Here is an 18,113-nt window from a genome sequence, read left to right as displayed (position 1 = left end):
TGTGGACGATTGTTACATTCGCTTATCAGGAAAATATTACCCCGCTACTTCTTCGTTAAATCGGTTCTGTGCTCCAACCTTCTCCGTTTGGTGTGACTTCAACAGTAGCTTCTTGGAGATCGGCACTGTAATTCACGATAATCGATATAAACCCGCTGCTGGATCCTGTATGATCTGCAGAATCGACTGATGCGGATACGCCTGCCCGAATAACACCATTCGAAGATACGTAGTAGAAAACAGAGTGACCCAATATGATGTGATCGGCAAGCTTTAGGCGGACTCCGTCTGCCATCATATTGAATGATTCTTCACGCATATAACGAACACCATTAAATTCGAATGACAATTCCTCATGAAGGTTGTTGTTGACTGTAACTCGCGAGTTGACGATCGCACGGGAAGCCGATTCAATCGGATCTGGTATAACGGTTTCGCTCCAGTCGTCTAGATTAATAATATGAATGTCTTCACGTTGAAGATAGGGTTCTCCGTACTGCCACATCTTAGAGGTAGTAATGACGATCAGTTCTTCTTCTCCGTCTTGATCAACGTCCGCTCGCTGAATTTTAGCGGGGATTGTTGGACTCGTATCCGATATGGTATGCCAAGGGTAAGTATGGGCGATACCGTCTACAGATATCGTCATCTCATCGTAACTATAAATAATCGCATATCTATCATTTACCTTCGCTTGAACCGTTCCATACACTTCAACGCCGTCTCGCGACACAAAAAGCTGACGGGAACCGTCATATTTGGCCACTTTTTCTTGAACAGATAGGTAGGGAGAGTCTGTTGCATATGAAATATTCGTCGCAGCAGCACTAGATGCTTTGCCATTGTCGATCATTTCCTTCGAATTAGCTGCAGTTGTATTAGACTTGTCCACATTCGCCCCTGTTAGTGAGCACCCTGCAATCAGCACAAGAGCTGCTAGGCCGAGTATGGTACGGCGGAGACCGGTTGGCCGATTGGATTGAATCATAACAATTCTCCTTCTTACTAGTGTTCGGCTGCCGGACATGCCTGCAGCATTGACGAATTGGCGCTGCTTCGACCAACTCTCGAGCAACTGGATAATGGTCAGCGCATAGTCGCGGCTGTCGGTCGGTTGCAGCTTGGACAAAGCGTGAGCGTCACACGCGAACTCTTGATCTTCCCGCATACGCGAATAGGCGTACCAGAGCATCGGATTGAACCAATGGATGGCGAGCAAGATGTGCATGAGCGCATTGACTAGCAAGTCGCGGCGTTTCCAATGCGCGAGCTCGTGAAGCATAATATGCTGCATCTGTTGTTCGCCGAGAGACGTCAGCAGGCCAGCAGGCAGCAGCAGCTTCGGTCGGAAGAGACCCGTTAGGGCAGGCGAAGATACATAATCAGTGATGATAATTCTAATGTTCCTGCGAATCCGCAGTTGCTGCTTACATGCATCAAGCTGCTCACGCAGATGTGAATTGGCCGTAAGGCTTGTCCCTCGACGCAGTCCGCGGGTGAATCTGACATTCATACGTATCATAATAGCCGCCGTGATGGCAGTTCCAACAAGCCAGATCCAAGATAGCGTCGATAGCAGGATGGAAGAGTGCGGACGGTTGACGGCAGTATTCTGCTGAGCAGAAGCGGAGTCGGGTTTTTCGGTTGTGTGTTCTATTACTGAAGTATTCATGCTGCTGGTTTCGGATGAAGTGTCTAGGGCAGTGCCCGTGCTGTTGTTGAGGTAGACTGTTGCCAAGCTATCATTAGCGACATCACTCATCGTATATGGCTGGTCGTTCGAAGGGCCAGATGCAGTTGCGTTTACAATCGGGTCGGTAGTCGTAGAAGTGTTCGTGGTGGATTCGAAGACGGCTGGCAAGTTGATGAAGTTATATAAGCTGATGCTGCTGTCAGGCGTCCATGGCAGAAGCAGTCGGATCGGAAGCAGCAACCATACTAGATACATCCACCGTGCTGGCATGTGGTCCTGTAGGATTTGCCGGTTGATAAGAATGAGTACGACGACTGGCAATACAATGAGCGACGTTGTAACAATCGTGCGGAAGAGAACGGTAGGAACAACGCTGAGCAGGTATACGATATCCATGCGCCGCTAGTCCTTCCGCTGGTCGAGAATTTGCTTCAATTCTTCGATATCGGCCTTCGTCAGCTGTTCGTCGGATAAGAAATTCACGAGCATCGGCTTCAAGGCTCCGCCATAGACTCTTCGCAATAACGACGAGGTTTCGGAACGAACGCATTCTTCTTCCTTCACGAGCGGGAAATAAGTATAGCTCTTGCCTTCAACCGTGCAGCCAAGCGCGCCCTTCTCCACAAGCCGGCTCATTAAGCTTCGTACGGTCTTCGGGTTCCAGGTCTTGCTGTCACCAATCGCGGCGACGACATCGCTTGCGGTCATTGGCGCATTCGCCCACACGACCTTCATCACTTCCCATTCCGCCTCGGAGATGCGGGGCATCGGATTGGTCGATTCCATTGACTAACCTCCTAAAGCACTCTCTTTTGATATTCATGGATTACAACTGTAGTCGATCGATACACATAGACTACAACTGTAATCCTCTTTTGTCAATACATGGTGAATCAACCAGCTGCAAACTGGCTATATTACGGAAGGACAGGAGGGGTACGAGGATGGCTTTCTCAGAAGAACAACGGATTACGCTGCACGGCTTCAACAATTTGACCAAGTCGCTCAGCTTCAATATGTACGATATTTGCTTCACGAAGACGAAGGAGGAGCGGGAGGCATACATCGAATATATCGACGAGCAGTACAACTCGGAACGGCTGACGTATATTCTGAATACGGTGGCTGATATTATCGGTGCGCATGTCCTCAATACGGCGAAGCAGGATTATGTGCCGCAAGGCGCCAGCGTAACGCTGCTCGTCTCGGAAGGTCCGATCGTCGAGGTGCCGACCGAATCGTTCGAAGAATCGCCAGGCCCGCTGCCGGACAACGTCGTTATGCAATTGGACAAAAGCCATATTACCGTCCATACGTATCCGGAATATCACCCGAGCGAAGGGATCAGTACCTTTCGCGCTGACATTGACGTCTCCACCTGCGGCGAAATATCGCCGCTGAAGGCGCTCAACTACCTCATCCATTCCTTCGATACCGATATTATGACGATCGATTATCGGGTGCGCGGATTTACGAGGGATATCCATGGCAACAAGCTATTCATCGATCATGAGATCAACTCGATCCAGAACTATATCCCGGACGAAATTATTGCGCAGTTCGATATGATCGACGTGAACGTATATCAGGAGAACATTTTCCATACCAAATGCAAGCTGCGGCAGTTCGATCTCAACAACTATCTATTCGGCTATACGAAGGATGCGCTTAGCGAAGAGGAGCAGAAGGAGATCACGCAGCGGCTGAAGATGGAGCAGGACGAGATCTTCTACGGGAAGAGCATCAATAATACGCTTCACTAAAAATAGACTTTCCGCAAGCCCTCATTCGGAGGGCTTATTTGCATTTATTGACTAATTTTATTCATTTGCCTCGCATGTAATCTTCACATCATTCCAACTGATAGAGCGGCATTTGGCACCGCACGTTGCGGATCTGGTCATGCCATTGTTGGTTTACACGAGACAATGAATCTATCATATGCAGGATGTGTGATCGTTGAAAATAGTAGTACTTTTGAACCAATTACTGGGTATAGTTAATATTTTGTAAAGGAAAAAGGTAAATTGTGTCGAAAATTGTGGAATAAACAGCCAAATTGCTGCATTTCTAGCGACCTATATGGAAGGACTTATTTGATCTACAAGTATCAGAACAAAGGCAAACTCGGCCGAAAGGCGGGGACGCAAAGCCACGGGTCTAACACCGTTCCGGATGGAGCGGCACGATAGCCGGGTTGCTCGGATTAGCTTGTATTTGTGCTGTTCACAACTATCGATAGGAGTCGATGCAATGATGTTTGGCAGTAAAACAATGCAAAGGTCGATCACGGTGACAGCGCTGTTGGCGCTAGTCTCGCTGCTCGCTGCAGCATCGGTTATGGCGGCTGTCACCTATGTAGCGAAGGACCGGGTGACGGCTTATACCGTACCGGCTTCCGCTGCGAAAGCCACGGACCGAATGACAGGCGGCACTTCGCAGATTGTCTGGGTGGAGAAGGACAAGAGCGGGGCGCAGCAGGTGATGTGGCTTAATGTGAAGACGGGCAAGAAGATGGCGGTCAGCGTCGGCAGCGCCGCGAAGAGCTCGCCGAAGGCAAGCGACAGCTACATTGCTTGGCTGGACAAGGGATCTTATGCCGCGGATTCCGTCCTATGGGACGTGAAGGCCTATGACATTAAAGCGAATAAGGTAATTTTGCTCAACAGCGCGGTTGGGCCTTTCACGAACATTAGCATAAGCGGCCGCCATATCGTATGGTCGCGTACGGATACAAACGAGATGTACCTGTACAACTTCGACGATCCATGGGACTACATGTTTGGATTAGGTCGTTTCCCGGTCGTTGGCAGCGGCAAGATCGTGTATAAGGATGAGTTCGGGGAATCCCTCTCCATCTATGACGTGGCCTCCGACAAGTCGAGCACGCTGTATACGCCGTCCAAGGGTAAGTACGTGAACTGGTTCGTGTTCAATGGCACGACCGTGCTGTGGAAGCAGCGCGAGAGCGGCAATAACAATTCGGGTTATGTCATGCTGCCTGTGAAGAGCGGGGCGAAGGCGCGTGCGCTGACGGATCCGTCGGTTAAGAAAACCGAATCGTCGATTATGTTCATCGGTGCGACGCGAGGAGCATGGGCGGAGAACATGAACGGCAAGCTCGTCATGCGCGGCGTCAATCTATCAACTGGCGAAGTGTATACGATCGGCAATATAGGGGCTGGCAAGACTTATCTAGGCTTTAACGGCGATGATATCGTCTTGCAGGATAGCGCGAAAGGAACGATCTCTCTTCGGACGATGGCTCGGAAGGGATAGACGGCACTATTGCTATGTCTATGAATCTATTAATTCGAATCTAGCAAGCAACCAAACAATGAGGTGAAGATGTGTTCAGGAAGACGAAACGATGGTACATCCGATCGCTGAGCCTGGCAATGGCAGCTATCATTATGATTACAGGCGTGCCTCTGTATCCAGGGGCAAGCAGCGATAGTACGAGTATTCTAGGCACGAAGAAAGCGTATGCCGATACGATCATGCGCGTGGAGCCGAATCAGTTCAATGCGCTGAGCGGCGAGCCGGCAACGATTTATTTTACATTCGATAATCCGGGTTCCGAGACGTCGCATATGACGAAGATCACGTTATGTACAACGAATCCAGAGGGCGGCAAGCCGATTGAAGTGAGCAATGGATTAATTGTGCGCAAATCATTCCCGACCGGCAGCGGAGTAGAAAACAGCTACGTCTGGGATGGCACGGTTGGGGGCAAGACGCTCGACCCGGGCCAATACGGCATCTGCGTCATTCCGGATGGAGCTAGCGCGAACAACTACAGCGACATTGCCAAGGTCGAGATCGTTGCTTCACCACAGCCGGCAGCACCGTCACAGTTGACGCTCCAGCCTGCGGCAACGGGCGATCAGTACAGCGTGAGTGGACAAGCAGATGCAGGATCGACTGTAACGGTCGAGGTATTCGATGCGAATGGTGTGGATCAGCAGACGGTAAAGAACGTCATGGCGTCCGGTTCTGGCAAGTGGAGTACGAAGGTGACGCTCCCGGCTAACCGAATCGTGAACATTACGGCGACGGCCGAGAAGGACGGCTTGAGCACTGGCGTATCGGATGTATTGACGGTGATGCGCTATGTGAAGCCGGCGTACGATGTGACATGGGAGCAGCTTGCAGGCTTCTATTATAAGACGGATACCATTGCGGATACGGTAGCGAAGGTTAAGGATATCGCGCTGACCAATAACATCACGGGAGCAGCCAGCCTGTGCGCGGGCGGCAATCAGTGTGTAGAGAAAGTCCCATCGGGAACCAATATGCTGCTCGTCGATCCGCTGATGGACGGCAGTGTGGCGCAAGCGGCGCTGCCGCAGTTCACGGCTGCGCGAATCGCAGTTCGTCTCGTCTATGACAACTCGACGCAAGGTGGACCCGTCGATCTGGCGACGGGCGATTACGTCTACGGTTACAGCGGATTATCCATCGACGCGTTGATGCCGATTGATTTCACAATCAGCAAGCGCAGCCGGGATAACGACGCAGGTGCACTTGGCGTAGGCTGGCATCACGGCTATGAGTGGCGTGTAGAAGAACAGACGGGCGGTACGGTCATTGTGACCGATCCGAACGGCAGCAAGTCGGAATATGTACCGCTGACGGACCGCAGTTATATGAGCCCCCGCGGGGAGACAGCCTCGCTGACAAAGCGCAGTGACGGCACGTTCGCACTGACCTCGGCGGGTCAAGTGACGTATGCGTTCCGTGGGGACGGACAGCTGGCCTCCATTACAGACTCGAACGGCAACGCAATTACGCTCTCCTACTCGGGTACGCAGCTATCGCGGGTTGCGACTTTGGGCGCGTCTCTGTCGCTGACTTATACGGGCGGCCGTCTTGCTTCCGTTACCGATCCGAGCGGACGCTCCATCGGGTTCGAGTATGACGCGAAAGGCGACATGATTAGTCTGAAACAAGCAGACGATACGAAGATTACGTATACGTACGACAGCAGTCATCATATCGCTAGCGTGACGAGCCCTTCAGGTAAAGAGGTTACGACGATTGGTTATGATGACAAGGGCCGTGTCACTGCTTATTCAGACGGCTATGGGACGGACTATGGCTATCAATACGAAGTGCTCGAAGAGGGGACGGAGCCAGGCGCACCAAGCGATACAGGTGGTGGTGACAATAGCGGCAGCACAACGCGTATCGATCCATCCTCGCCGAAGGATATTGGCAACGGCAGCTCGGTACTGTTGTCTGGACGAATGAACAATGAACGGAATGCTCCGCCATATGTTCAAGTGGTGGGGTTGAAGGAAGAGATCGGGCGCTATCTTGATCAGCAGCTCTCGGCGATCGATACACGGATTGCAGGCTATGAAGGCACAGCGGTCCGCTGTGACAACTGCGATGCAGACGGCATGCGTAAGGCAGTTGCGGCAGCAAGCGGCAGTCTGCCTGTCGTGAAGGGGAACTATCTCAACCTTGAGAACAGCATCACACTCGGTTCGGCGTCGAAGCCGGCTGTTGTCATCGTCGACGGCATCAACTCTAACAAAGCATTGACGATCGACGTATACGGCACGCTCATTGTCAAAGGTAGTCTGAACGGTAACCAAGCGTTAACGATCAAAGCACACAATGGCGGCAATGTGGAGCAAGGCAACGTGTGGGTAAAGGACAGCCTGCACCTGAATAATGATTCTATTATTCAGATCGACGGTACGCTTCGCGCGGGCAACCTCGTGTACAACAACGGCCTGCTGACGGTTGATGCGAAGCAGATCGTTATTAAGGACAACCTGAACATCAATACAAAGGTTGATATGAACGTAAGTGACAACATGACGGTCGGCGAGATCGTATCTAATAACCAGTTGGCACAGCTCGATCTGACAGGTGACTTGTTCGTACGGAACAACGTGGCAGTCAACAACAACCTATCGGTGAAGACGGGCGGATACTTCGCAGTAGGCGGAGATTTCACGCCGAATCAGAAGCCAGCTGTACAGACAGGCGTAGGCAGCGGACATACGATTCTAACGTATGCGACTACAAGCGGAAGTTCGTCAGGCGGAACGACGGCGAAGACGGCTATAGTACAGACGACAGTGGCAGCTGCATCTACGACGAAATATGTGAAGCGCAAGCAGACGACGGTAACCGATCCGCTTGGACGAAAGACGACGTTCGAGTATGACTCACGTCATCGCAACACGGTATACACGCAGGCGAATGGGACGAAAGAGACTTTTGCCTACGATGCGAATGACAATCTTGTTAAAGTGGTGGATTTCAAGGGCAAGGCATCGCTAAACCGTTATGATCTGCACGGGAATCTGCTCGTGTCGCGGGATGAGATGGGCTTTGCGACAGCGGGCCGCTATGACGTCAAGAATCAACAGGTCGCTTCCTTCGATGCACTCGGTCATGAGACTGCGTATCAGTACGATACGAAGGGAAATTTGAAGGGGATTACGGACCCGTCTGGAGCACAGACGACCTACGAGGTCAACAGCCAGGGTAATGTGACGGCTGTTATCGATCCGATGAAAGGCAAGACAGTCTACACTTACGATGCAGCGGGTTTGCAGAAGACGGTAACAGACGCGACGGGTAAGCTGCAGCGGAATGATCGGGATAGTCTGAACCGGCTTATCAGTCAATCGGACGGCATCGGTACGATTGTGACAAACGTGTATGATGCGATGGATCGTATTATTGAGAGCCGTGATGCGAAGGGCAATGCTTCGACTACGCAATATGACGTAGATGGCAACGTCGTCTCGTCGACGGATGTCTCTGGTGCGACAACTGTTTATGCGGAGGATCGTTCGGCTCATACGAGTACGGTGACGGACGCACAAGGAAATACGTTTGTCACATTAGCGGATGAAGTAGGTAATGTCATAGAGTCAACCGATCCGAAAGGCGGCAAATCGAAGTCGGCGTACAATGCTCTGAATCAACTAGTGTCTACAACAGACGCATCTGGACGAGCAACTACTTTTACGTATGATGCCAATGGCAATCAAGCGACCATTACGACGCCGAAAGGCGGCAAGACGACCTATGAATACAATGCCAGCAATAAGCTAGTGAAGACGACCGACGCAGAAGGCGGCATTGTTCAGAATGAATACGATGCGAATGGTCAATTAGTCAAGTCAGTCAATGAGCTTGGTTATATAACGAACTATCGATATGATGAGCGCGGCTTGCAGACACAGGTCGATACGCTCAACCAAGCAACGAGATATACCTATGATGATGCTGGCCGTCTCACGGAGACGACCAGACCAGACGGCGGTGTATGGAAGACGGAGTATGATGCAGCAGGTCGGGTGAAGGCGTCCGTAGATGCAATGGGCAATAGGACAGTACAGACTTACGACGACCGTGGACGTATCAGTGAAACCAAGGATGAACTTGGATATGTAACAAAATATGAATATGATGCGTTGGATCAGGTCAAGACAATTACGAATGCCAACCATGCTGTAACGGTATACGAATATGACGATATCGGTCAATTGCTGCAGGTGACCGATGCGAATGGCGGCGTGACGAAGTACGGCTATGACACGCTTGGTCGTCTCACCTCTGTCACGAATGCATTAAATGATACGACAAGATACACGTATGATGCGGCAGGCAACGTCGAGAAGCGAGTCGATGCCGAAGAGCGTGAAACAAAGTACAGCTATGATGCGACAGGGCTTTTATTGGAGCAGACCAACCCGCTCGGTCAGACCACGAAGCGCACCTATGACCCGAACGGCAATGTGGAGAAACAGACGGCTCCAGATGGTCAAGCAACGGCATACACGTATGACAAGATGAACCGGGTCACGCAGATCAAATACGCGGATAATGCTGCTGTCTCATACGGCTACGACAAGCATGGACGCCGTACGTCGATGAAGGATGCCAACGGAACGACCGATTATCGATACGATGCGCTGGATCGACTTATTCGTGTAACGAGTCCGGACGGCACTGCTGTTCGATATGAGTGGACGGCAGGCAACCAACGCAGCCGGATTGTGTATCCGAATCAGAAGGGCGTTGGCTATACGTATGATTTGAATGGCCGGATGATCACGGTCAGTGATATGAGTAACACGAATACGGTTTACACCTACGACAAGCGAGGCGCGATATTGACGAAGACGCTGCCGAATCAAGCAACGCAATCGTATACGTACGATGCAGTCGGCCAAGTGACCGGTATGAAGCAAGCGGATGCCGGCGGTAAAGTCTTGGAGCAGCTAATCTATGAATACGATCCTGTAGGCAACCGTGAACAAGTGAAGCGTACCGAAAGCGGCAAGGACGAGGAGAACCCAAGCGGCACCGCAAAGACGATCATTACGGATTTCGCATATGATGCGCTTAATCAGTTGCTGCAAGCGAATGAGCAAGGCGGCAATCATGCGAGCTATACCTATGATAAGGTCGGCAATCGCCTGACGAAAGTCTCGACGGCTCGTCCCGGCGCGGCGACTGTAACGGAGAAATATACCTACGACGCGGCGGATCATTTGACACACTTGGAGCGAGGTACAGACTACCAAGATTACACTTACGATGGTCGCGGCAATATGACGAAGGTAGCTGGTGTCGACAGCAGCAGTGGTTCAACGAGGCAGGGCACGTTGCAGCAGTACAAGTGGAACGCAGCCAACCGTTTGGTCGAGCAGACGAATGAGTACGGCAACAAGTCAACGTACCGCTACGATGGTGATGGCAATCGTCTGCAAATGGCAGTGAAGCTAACGAATCCACAGGAGGAAGACCAATACCCGACTTCTAATCCGTCAGGATTAACAGTTGGCGGCTGGGAACCGAAATATAAGCAGAAGAACCACACCTACAACTACGTGATCGATCCAGCAGCGGCGCTGCCTCAAGTACTGCAGGTGTCCGATTCGGACGTACCGAATTGGGGAGAAACGTACCTCTACGGCGCGGGCGATGAGAAGCTTGGCATGTCGTATGTGCCAACGGAGGATCCGAATTCAGGTTGGGCACCGACACTGGGGATAGGAAACTTCAAGAACATCAGCCAGATGCTTTACTACGTGAATGATGCTCTGGGCAGCCCGATCTCGATGTTGACAGAGGGCGGACAGGTCGCAGCTCGTTACGAATATGATGAGTTTGGTAATCCAAAGGCAACGGAGAAATTCGATCCGAATTGGACGGGACCAGATAACTTAGTTGGTTATACGGGACTGGACTATGACTATACTAGCGGACTGAGCTATGCGCGTGCGCGGTATTTTGACTCGAGCATCGGGCGGTTTATTAGTGAGGATACGTATCTGGGGGATATGAGGGATTCGCTGACACTTAATTTGTATGCTTATGTAAAGAATAACCCACTTCTATTAATTGATCCTAGTGGACATGATTCTGTATGTAATTCTCAAGAATCGTGTCAACGGGTGTATGAACTATATCAACAAAACTTTATACCGACCGAAATGAAGTTAGATGGTAAAACAGTTCAAGAAAAATATTTAGCTAAAGCACTTGGTAAATTTAAAAAGTTAAAATGGAGTCAAGATAAAATTCATACACTTTGGAAAGGTGCACAAGACATTAAGGATAAATACGGCATTCAAATTGACCCTAGGATATTCCTTGCAATAGTTATTCAAGAAGGAACAGGAAGTTTTAACACTAGTAGCTCTAACAAAGCGGCAGACGGTCAAAATGGAGTAGAAACTGATTTTGCTAAAGATGTTAAGAAGGCGCTTAATTTATTGGTTGGAAAGGTACTTGGATATATTTATTACGGATCGGATTTTAGGCAAGCGGTATCAAAGAATCAGTCTAAGGGAGGTATCAAAGGTCTGACTGGAAATGTGTATCAATATATAAACTGGAGAACCCCGAATATAAAGTTAACAGAAAAGAAAGTTGAAACCGGAGTATACGCAGGTATGGGAACCTGGCATGTTGCGGTTAAAAGTCTCTATAATAGTTTGGGTTCTGCAGGCATGTCAGACACGTATGAAAGTTATATTTCAAGTATTAGTAGCAGTGTAGTAACAGATATTACCAAAGGGGTAATCTCAAGTCTACCCGCATACAAATTTAATCCTTACAAAGATTCACAAAACAATCTCGGAAAAGCAGATGGGAATTATACAATTCACGGAGATAATTAGAAAGGAGGTATACCTTTGTATACTAATAGATTAAAAGAGTCTAGCGTTATCTTTTTTGTTTTAATAATAGTGTTCTTTACCTTAACAGCATGTGGAAATCACGGAACGAAGCCGAATTTTACAGATTCTGTGACAAAAGGTGCTGATGAAAATTCTCGACAGGATATCGTGGAGGACAAAGATCAACTGCTAATAAACCCGGATGATGTACGGATACTTGCTACAATTGACAAATTTAAAACTGCTATTAAAACGCCGGATTTGCAGTTATTGAAGGAAATTATACATCCGAATGGGTTGTATTCAATGACTTACTTTACAGATGGTAGGGATCCAAATGTGGGGATACATGTGGATAAAGAGAAACTGAGAGAAGATTTAGTCTTAGAATCAACGGATGGATACCTTGGGATTACCCTTCCTAGTATGGGTTTTAGGAACAATGATGATTTACAGACGGACATTCCGATACAACGATCAGAGTTTCTTCAACAGTTTTCGTTGAATATTGATTGGCAATCGTTAAATGAGGTTGATTTTAAAAATAGTTTAGATGCACTCTACCAAAAGCTTTTACAGATTATTGTTAATAATAATAAGGACATTGCTCAAGTATTTGCGTTAAAAGATGACTATTATGCATTTACAAAAAGCAGTGCAATTTTTGACCCTTACACAGAATTGACGGGAAACTGGGCAGTCTTTCATAAGGAGGGTCAGGAATTTAAGTTAGTCTCTGTAATTGAATTAACATAAATCTCATGCCACATGTACTATGATAAATCGAATAGGTGAAACGAGTGTTAGAGGAGCTGGAATTGGAAGAGAGTCGATTCGCAGAGTTGACTCACATAGAAGAACAATATAACAGTTTGCAACTGGTTAACCAGTTAGACGATAAAGTTGACATTGAGGCACTTACAGAGCATTTACGTCAATTGGAAGGCATTGACCGAGTGAAGAGTCTAACAATTAACTGGAACTCCTCATTAAGTAATCTTCGTGTATTGCGTGCTTTTACGAATTTAGAGTATTTGTCTATTTATGGACACCAAATTAAATCTTTAGACGGCGTGGAGTTGTTCAGTAAAGGGGAATTTATTAGAATCCACACTCACAAAAATCGGCGAAGAGATCTGTCCCAGCTTTCTCAAGCAGAAGTCAAACGTATGCTTCTTCATGTGGAACGAACCGAAGACTTCTCGGCGGTGGCTGGCTGCAAGGAGCTACAGACAATCGATATTTACCATTCCAGTATTGAACCGAATTTATTGGAGTGGAAAGATGTGCCGTTGGAGAGTATCTACTTTAAAAGTTGTAAATTTAAAGAGTTAGGAAACACTGCGGCCACAGAAAGGTTAATTGAAATTAATGTACTAGGTTGCCGAAATCTTGAACGGTTTACGGGAGATAATAGCATCATTAAAAGAATGATAGTGGATAGTTGCAAAAAGCTAGATTTAAGTACGTTAAGAATGTTCGAGAACTTGGAGTGGTTAACTGTTAATAGCTGTACCCAGGCAATGAATCTGACCGAGATTGGAGGGCTGCAACACGCCAAGCATATAAGTTTCATATTAAGCAATGTAGAGGTAGACTTAATCAACTTGAAGGAGTACTTCCCGACAATAGAATCATTGCATGTCTCGGGGATGAACAAAGAATATGGTGTACAATTAAAACAATTGAACCTTGATGTGACAATTACGAGTGATTCATTTGAACTTTAGTGGATCCGATCACGAATTCACAGAAAGCCGCAACCACATTCAATAATAGAATCTCGTATTTACAAAAGACTACGACCCTGGGATCATCTCAGGGTCTTTCTTAATTTGGAAAATAATATTCAAGTAAATAGACATTAATACGATACAAGATATATAGCGTGTGATGTAAATAAGAATCTACTGTTGATAGCAGGGGGCGTGAGATTCTGTGATTAATCGGAACGGGGATCACTTTGTCTTTGTCCTATGATTCTATTCAGATTGATAGTGAAATGATAAAGCCCATATATTTTGAAATAGAAGATAGTACTAATGTAAATGCTTTCGGAACGGCTTATTGGTTGCGTGTTTATAGTGACTTGGATGTTGATAAGCTTAAGGTGATAATAATTTATAAAGATAGTTCGTTTAAGGATCTGTATTTTGGTAAGGGAAATTTATATTATTACTCAGATGAGGGGTGGCTCTTCACAGAGATTGATGGTGAACTGTTCCACCTATTGAGAGTATGAGCTATCCAAGGTACGGGTGTTCATTGTTTTAGGGATATCAAGGATCAGAAATCGCAGCAGCCTTGGTTTTTAAGAAATGAGTAGTTCGATGAATCTATCTCAAATGTAAGTGCGCTTCATTGGTGCCCGATGTTTAAATATGAGGTATGAGCATACAATTTTCTCACTGCAGCAAGAGAACGCTTTTCCTTGCTTTTCATGTGTAGAGGTAGCTGGCTTCTGATATCAATCAGGAGCCATTTTTTTAAAGTCATAAAAATGACTACTATTGTAAATAATTGTAACTACCTTCTAATGATGACCTTCCGTACCAAATTGGGGAGAAACGTACCTGTACGGCGCGGGCGATGAGAAGCTTGGCATGTCGTATGTGCCAACGGAGGATCCGAATTCAGGTTGGGCACCGACACTGGGTATAGGAAACTTCAAGAACACCAGCCAGATGCTTTACTACGTGAATGATGCTCTGGGCAGCCCGATCTCGATGGCGGACAGGTCGCAGCTCGTTACGAATATGATGAGTTTGGTAATCCAAAGGCAACGGAGAAATTCGATCCGAATTGGATGGGAACAGATAACTTAGTTGGTTTTACGGGACTGGAATATGACTTTACTAGCGGACTGAGCTATGCGCGTGCGCGGTATTTTGACTCGAGCATCGGGCGGTTTATTAGTGAGGATACGTATCTGGGGGATATGAAGCAGCCGCTAAGTTTGAATCTTTATACTTATGTGAAGAATAATCCGCTTCTTCTTATTGATCCTAGTGGACATGATTCTGTATGTAATTCACAAGAATCGTGTCAAAAATATTATGAAGGGCTGACCATCAAAAGCACATATCATGTTGCGAGTGAAAAAATTGCAGATTTTATAAAGTCTTATGAGAAGTTCTCAGCCAAACCATATTATGCGACACCAGATGAAAAAAAACGAGGTATACAAACAATCGGTTATGGTCACAAAATTTTGAAGGGAGAAAAGTTCCCTTCAAATGGAATAACGAAGGAAAAAGCGCTTGGGTTATTAAAGTCTGATATGAAAACAAAGGCTGAGAATTATGTTAATGCATTTACTGAGAAAAATAGTGTTTCATTATTACAACAAGAATATGATGCGCTTGTAAGTTGGAAGTTTAATGGTGGGAATTTTCTGGAGAGTGATCCAGGAAAGATGTTAAAAGAAGGTAACTATACTTCCGAAGAGTTTAAAAATGAAATGTTGCAGTGGGTAAAAGGAAGTGGTAAGAAACTACCTGGTCTATATCGTCGAAGATATGATGAATGGGAGATATTTGCGCTTGGAGAATATCAACCCTATCCAGACCGAGAGATACCAAAAGATTTCTAGAAATAGTTGGAAGGGTGAGAGGATTGTTCAAGATGGCTTTTAGTGTAATTCTAATTATGCTTACTATTATTGAAGCTGGATGTAGTGGTAAAACAGATAAAATCACGCAAAGTTCTTCGGTATTGGCTTCGGAATCCCATGCTTCCGAAGTAGGCGAGCTAAAGGAACCACTAGGCAAGATTATTGGTAAATGGAAGATCGATAATGTCTATGCGTATGGTGAGGGCGGTAGTAGAAATGACGAAGAAGATATAAAGAACATAATAGGAATGGAGATCACTCTTTCCCTTGATTCTATTCAAATCGGTAGTGAAATGATACAGCCTATTTATTATCAAATAGAAGATAGTAGTAGTGAAGATTTTTATAATACCACTGATTGGCTGCGAAGCATTAGCGATCTAGATGTTGATAAACTTAAATTAATAAGTATTTACAAGGATAAATTATTAAAGGATTTATTTTATGGGGATGAAAAAGTAGATTACTACACTAACGTGTACTATTACTCTAGCTCTAATGAAGGAGAGCTATACACAGATATTGGGGGGGACCTATTTCACTTAATTAGAACATAAGGTTAAAAGAGGAATAAAAAAACAGAATATTAGTGTTCATTGAGTATGGACCTTGGAGATGGTAGTAAAATCCCCAATATCATCGGTTGTAAATTCCCCCAGCTGCTGCCGACATACACCGTATCTGGAGTTTCTGGACAAGCTGTTGGCTGAAGAATTGCTGGCCAAGCACGACCGATTTATCCAGCCACGGACGCGTCTTGCACATCTACCTTTCCGAAAGACGCTGGACCAATTCGACTTCGACTTCCAGCCATCGGTCGACGAGCGTCGGATCCGCGACCTATCCACGCTTCGTGGCGCATCGAGAAAATCTCATCTTCCTTGGTCCGCCTGGTGTGGGCAAGACGCACCTCGCCGTAGCGCTTGGCCTCGAGCCATTAAGAAGCGACATACCGTCTACTTCATACGGCGCATGACCTGGTGCAGACGCTGCAGTCTGCTCACTTGACCAACACGATCAAACAGAAGATCAAGATGTTCATCAAGCCCGACCTGCTCATCATCGATGAAATCGGCTACCGGAAGATGGACGAGACTGCCGCACATTTCTTCTTCCAGATCGTCTCTGAGCGGTATGAACGAGGCTCTATCATGCTCACATCTAATAAGACATTTGGTACTTGGGGTGATATCTTAGGTGATACGGTGCTGGCCACGGCGAATCCTTGATCGCCTCCTCCATCACTCCAGCACCGTTAATATCAAGGGCGAGAGCTTCCGTATCAAAGAGAAGAAAAAGGCCGGCTTCTTCCGCCCTGAATCTACAGAGGACGCTGAAGTCGACCGATGAATCTGGGGAATTTTAAACCGATACTTTTGGGGAATATTCATCCGATGTTGACAGAAGAGGATGGACCATATAAGTTGTTCTTTTATTTGACTGATGACGAGGGTCATGTTCTTTATCAATTGCTTGATTTTTATGGTAATGAGATGGGGAGCTCATCAGAGGTTAGAGCCGTTTCATTTCAGGATGTGAATAACGACAATTTGAAGGATATCATCATAATAGCTGAGTACATAACGGGTGCAGGGGCAGAAGGGGCAATCCCCTCCCCCAGTCGCCAGAATATATTTGCAACAAAATAAGACCTTTAAGAACGACCCGAGCTTGGACGAAGAAATTAATGGTGATTTAAAGAACAAGTCCATAGATATGGTGAAAAAATACATTTAGGATTAGCGAGCAAAAATAAAACTTTCACGGATGAAAGCATGGGAAAGACTAAATTGACTACATGCGAGTATAACTCCATGTGGTTGATACAAGGGGATAATATGTTGAAGAAATATAAGTTGACTTGTATATTGATTCTATCCTTATTTATTTTAACGTCGTGTAGTAGTACCTCGTCTGCAACTGACCAGCAGAAACAGAACGATTCATTAGTACCGGGGTACAATGAACAATTATTTAGGGATTTTTTGCAGGGTAAAGTAATTGCGAAAGATAAGAATAATGATGAAATAAGAATAGAAGATTACTTCGGGTCAAAAACATTGGACAGTACTGACGAATATGCTTTATATGATATGAATCATGACGGGTTACCCGAGCTGCATGTCAGGGGAGGCATCTCTTACCTTGTGTTTACTGTAATAGACAAGCAGTTGGTACTATGGCATGATTTCACTGGATATGATATTCCATTAAATAATGGAGCAGTTTTATATTCACGTGATGGAGCAGCCCCGAAGCATGTAGACTATCAGTATAGTGTCTTTGATTTTTACGGTAATGAAACATTAAGAATAGGGTTCTCTAAATATTCTTCGAATGATGATGAGAATTACGACACCTATTTCTTTAATGATGGTGATGAAGACGTGCAAATCGCTTCTAAAACAGACTGGGATAAATTAACTCGAAAGTTATTGTCAATTAAATCTGATAAAGTTGAATGGCACCCCATCGCATTTTAAGTAGGACCTTGAGAGCTACTCTCAGGGTCTTTCACATTTTTGGAAAATAATATTCAAGTTAATAGTCATTAGTACGATACATGATATGTAGCGTGGGACGAAGTAACACTGATCCCCTAAACTGAAGATATCTCGAAGGAATGAGATCATCAACATAGAGT

Annotated in this window: 13 protein-coding genes, 1 pseudogene and 1 riboswitch; of the genes and pseudogenes, 12 read left to right on the top strand and 2 right to left on the bottom strand. The window is 46.4% G+C overall.

What is annotated here, in order from left to right:
• Positions 1-55: 55 nt before the first annotated feature.
• Entirely contained in the window at positions 56-2,089 is a 2,034-nt protein-coding gene (locus tag H8B09_RS19320) for a M56 family metallopeptidase (protein ID WP_191205222.1), read from the bottom strand.
• 6 nt (positions 2,090-2,095) lie between these two features.
• Positions 2,096-2,479: a BlaI/MecI/CopY family transcriptional regulator gene (locus H8B09_RS19315; protein ID WP_191205221.1), complete on the bottom strand. Its 384-nt coding sequence runs from the start codon at positions 2,477-2,479 to the stop codon at positions 2,096-2,098.
• A 158-nt stretch (positions 2,480-2,637) separates the two neighbouring features.
• Here H8B09_RS19315 and speD point away from each other — a divergent pair, with 158 nt between their 5' ends.
• From speD to H8B09_RS19260, 12 genes and pseudogenes are all read left to right on the top strand, one after another.
• Positions 2,638-3,456, top strand: coding sequence for an adenosylmethionine decarboxylase (speD, locus tag H8B09_RS19310; protein WP_191205220.1), 819 nt, complete (start codon positions 2,638-2,640; stop codon positions 3,454-3,456).
• Positions 3,457-3,803: 347 nt separating this feature from the next.
• A riboswitch (cyclic di-GMP riboswitch) is annotated at positions 3,804-3,898 on the top strand.
• 48 nt (positions 3,899-3,946) lie between these two features.
• Positions 3,947-4,972, top strand: coding sequence for a TolB-like translocation protein (locus H8B09_RS19305; protein WP_224753786.1), 1,026 nt, complete (start codon positions 3,947-3,949; stop codon positions 4,970-4,972).
• A gap of 71 nt (positions 4,973-5,043) precedes the next feature.
• Positions 5,044-11,856 carry an RHS repeat-associated core domain-containing protein gene (locus tag H8B09_RS19300; RefSeq protein WP_191205218.1) on the top strand — a complete coding sequence of 2,271 codons (6,813 nt, stop codon included), beginning with the start codon at positions 5,044-5,046 and terminating at the stop codon, positions 11,854-11,856.
• 15 nt (positions 11,857-11,871) lie between these two features.
• Complete coding sequence (locus H8B09_RS19295; protein WP_191205217.1) at positions 11,872-12,612, top strand: hypothetical protein; 741 nt, start codon at positions 11,872-11,874, stop codon at positions 12,610-12,612.
• 44 nt (positions 12,613-12,656) lie between these two features.
• Positions 12,657-13,586 carry a hypothetical protein gene (locus H8B09_RS19290; RefSeq protein WP_224753785.1) on the top strand — a complete coding sequence of 310 codons (930 nt, stop codon included), beginning with the start codon at positions 12,657-12,659 and terminating at the stop codon, positions 13,584-13,586.
• Between the two features lie 1,076 nt (positions 13,587-14,662).
• On the top strand, positions 14,663-15,448 hold the full coding sequence (locus tag H8B09_RS19285) for a glycoside hydrolase family protein (protein ID WP_191205215.1): 786 nt from the start codon (positions 14,663-14,665) through the stop codon (positions 15,446-15,448).
• Positions 15,449-15,480: 32 nt separating this feature from the next.
• Complete coding sequence (locus tag H8B09_RS19280) at positions 15,481-16,026, top strand: hypothetical protein (protein ID WP_191205214.1); 546 nt, start codon at positions 15,481-15,483, stop codon at positions 16,024-16,026.
• A gap of 58 nt (positions 16,027-16,084) precedes the next feature.
• Positions 16,085-16,445: pseudogene (locus H8B09_RS31440) on the top strand (ATP-binding protein).
• Positions 16,446-16,449: 4 nt separating this feature from the next.
• Positions 16,450-16,698 carry an ATP-binding protein gene (locus tag H8B09_RS31435; RefSeq protein ID WP_318152661.1) on the top strand — a complete coding sequence of 83 codons (249 nt, stop codon included), beginning with the start codon at positions 16,450-16,452 and terminating at the stop codon, positions 16,696-16,698.
• Entirely contained in the window at positions 16,667-16,819 is a 153-nt protein-coding gene (locus H8B09_RS31430; protein ID WP_397376084.1) for an ATP-binding protein, read from the top strand. The genes H8B09_RS31435 and H8B09_RS31430 overlap by 32 nt, the downstream gene beginning before the upstream one ends.
• A complete protein-coding gene (locus H8B09_RS19265) occupies positions 16,816-17,118 on the top strand; it encodes a hypothetical protein (RefSeq protein ID WP_191205212.1) in 303 nt (100 codons plus the stop codon). The genes H8B09_RS31430 and H8B09_RS19265 overlap by 4 nt, the downstream gene beginning before the upstream one ends.
• A 165-nt stretch (positions 17,119-17,283) precedes the next feature.
• A complete protein-coding gene (locus H8B09_RS19260) occupies positions 17,284-17,952 on the top strand; it encodes a hypothetical protein (RefSeq protein ID WP_224753784.1) in 669 nt (222 codons plus the stop codon).
• The last annotated feature ends 161 nt before the right edge of the window (positions 17,953-18,113 follow it).

It is taken from the genome of Paenibacillus terricola, from assembly GCF_014779765.1.
GTDB classification, from domain to species: Bacteria; Bacillota; Bacilli; order Paenibacillales; family Paenibacillaceae; genus Paenibacillus_T; species Paenibacillus_T terricola.
Note: the sequence above shows the minus strand (reverse complement) of the source record. Positions and strands in the feature narration are given on the sequence as shown.

Coding starts and splice junctions, on each gene's coding strand:
- H8B09_RS19265 (WP_191205212.1), top strand. CDS start 16,816: ATGAATCTGGGGAATTTTAAACCGATACTTTTGGGGAATATTCATCCG.
- H8B09_RS19315 (WP_191205221.1), bottom strand. CDS start 2,479: ATGGAATCGACCAATCCGATGCCCCGCATCTCCGAGGCGGAATGGGAA.
- H8B09_RS19305 (WP_224753786.1), top strand. CDS start 3,947: ATGATGTTTGGCAGTAAAACAATGCAAAGGTCGATCACGGTGACAGCG.
- speD (WP_191205220.1), top strand. CDS start 2,638: ATGGCTTTCTCAGAAGAACAACGGATTACGCTGCACGGCTTCAACAAT.
- H8B09_RS19280 (WP_191205214.1), top strand. CDS start 15,481: ATGGCTTTTAGTGTAATTCTAATTATGCTTACTATTATTGAAGCTGGA.
- H8B09_RS19285 (WP_191205215.1), top strand. CDS start 14,663: ATGGGAACAGATAACTTAGTTGGTTTTACGGGACTGGAATATGACTTT.
- H8B09_RS19320 (WP_191205222.1), bottom strand. CDS start 2,089: ATGGATATCGTATACCTGCTCAGCGTTGTTCCTACCGTTCTCTTCCGC.
- H8B09_RS19260 (WP_224753784.1), top strand. CDS start 17,284: ATGTGGTTGATACAAGGGGATAATATGTTGAAGAAATATAAGTTGACT.